The 780-nt window shown below is 47.2% G+C and carries 2 protein-coding genes; both read right to left on the reverse strand.

Annotation, left to right across the window (positions count from 1 at the left end):
• Positions 1-238: ATP-binding cassette domain-containing protein (locus GMD3S_RS0210305; RefSeq protein WP_029709373.1), on the reverse strand; the 238-nt coding region annotated here is incomplete at its 3' end.
• Positions 214-780, reverse strand: a 567-nt coding sequence (locus GMD3S_RS0210310; protein ID WP_029709375.1) for an energy-coupling factor transporter transmembrane component T, incomplete at its 5' end; no start/stop codon positions are given. The genes GMD3S_RS0210310 and GMD3S_RS0210305, both read right to left, overlap by 25 nt.

Here is a 780-nt window from a genome sequence, read left to right on the forward strand (position 1 = left end):
TGTCAGACACTCGCTGGCCAAACATGTGCCAATCGCCCTCAATCTCAGCAGACACAATTTTGGGAATGACCCCTGCCAGCACACGGCACAAAGTCGATTTGCCGGAGTGGCTATTCCCGATAATCCCAACCACCTGGCCGGTATGAACCTCCGCGTTAATCTGACGCAGTTGTGGTTGCTCAGTACCCGGATAACGGGTGGTCAAATTTTCAATTACAATCCGTTTATCTTCGTCCATATCTTCCACCCAATCAATAAAATTGCCAATCCAGTCAGACCAATGTGCAGCGTCCGCGACAGGCGATACACGCGCTGGGAGGTTCTGACAGTCCGGTTGAGATTATCAAAACCTCTCAGTTGGAGAGAAATCGACCGCGTCATCGATTGATCCAAGGTCTTAATCACCAATGGAATTAGAACCGGCAGGACTGACTTTAATTTCTGAATCAACGTTTTTTGCGGATTGGTTCCGCGAACTTTTTGTGCCTGCTGGATTTTCCGCATATTGCGCATCATTTCCGGCAAAATATAACACACCGACATCAGAACGTAGACGGTTTTATAAGACAATCCGGACAGTTCCAAATAGGCCGCGTTTTCTGAAATACTCGTGGTCACCATAAAAAAGCCACTGGTCAAAATAATCACCAATACTCGACAACCCAGAGTGGTGGCGTAAATCAGGCCCTCTTTGTAGAACGACACCCCAAGCACAGAAAACAGCACAGTTTGATTCCGACTGTAAAATAACCCTTGGATGATCAGCATGGTGCAAATCAG

Source organism: Streptococcus sp. GMD3S (assembly GCF_000298695.2).
In the GTDB taxonomy this organism is placed as follows: Bacteria; Bacillota; Bacilli; order Lactobacillales; family Streptococcaceae; genus Streptococcus.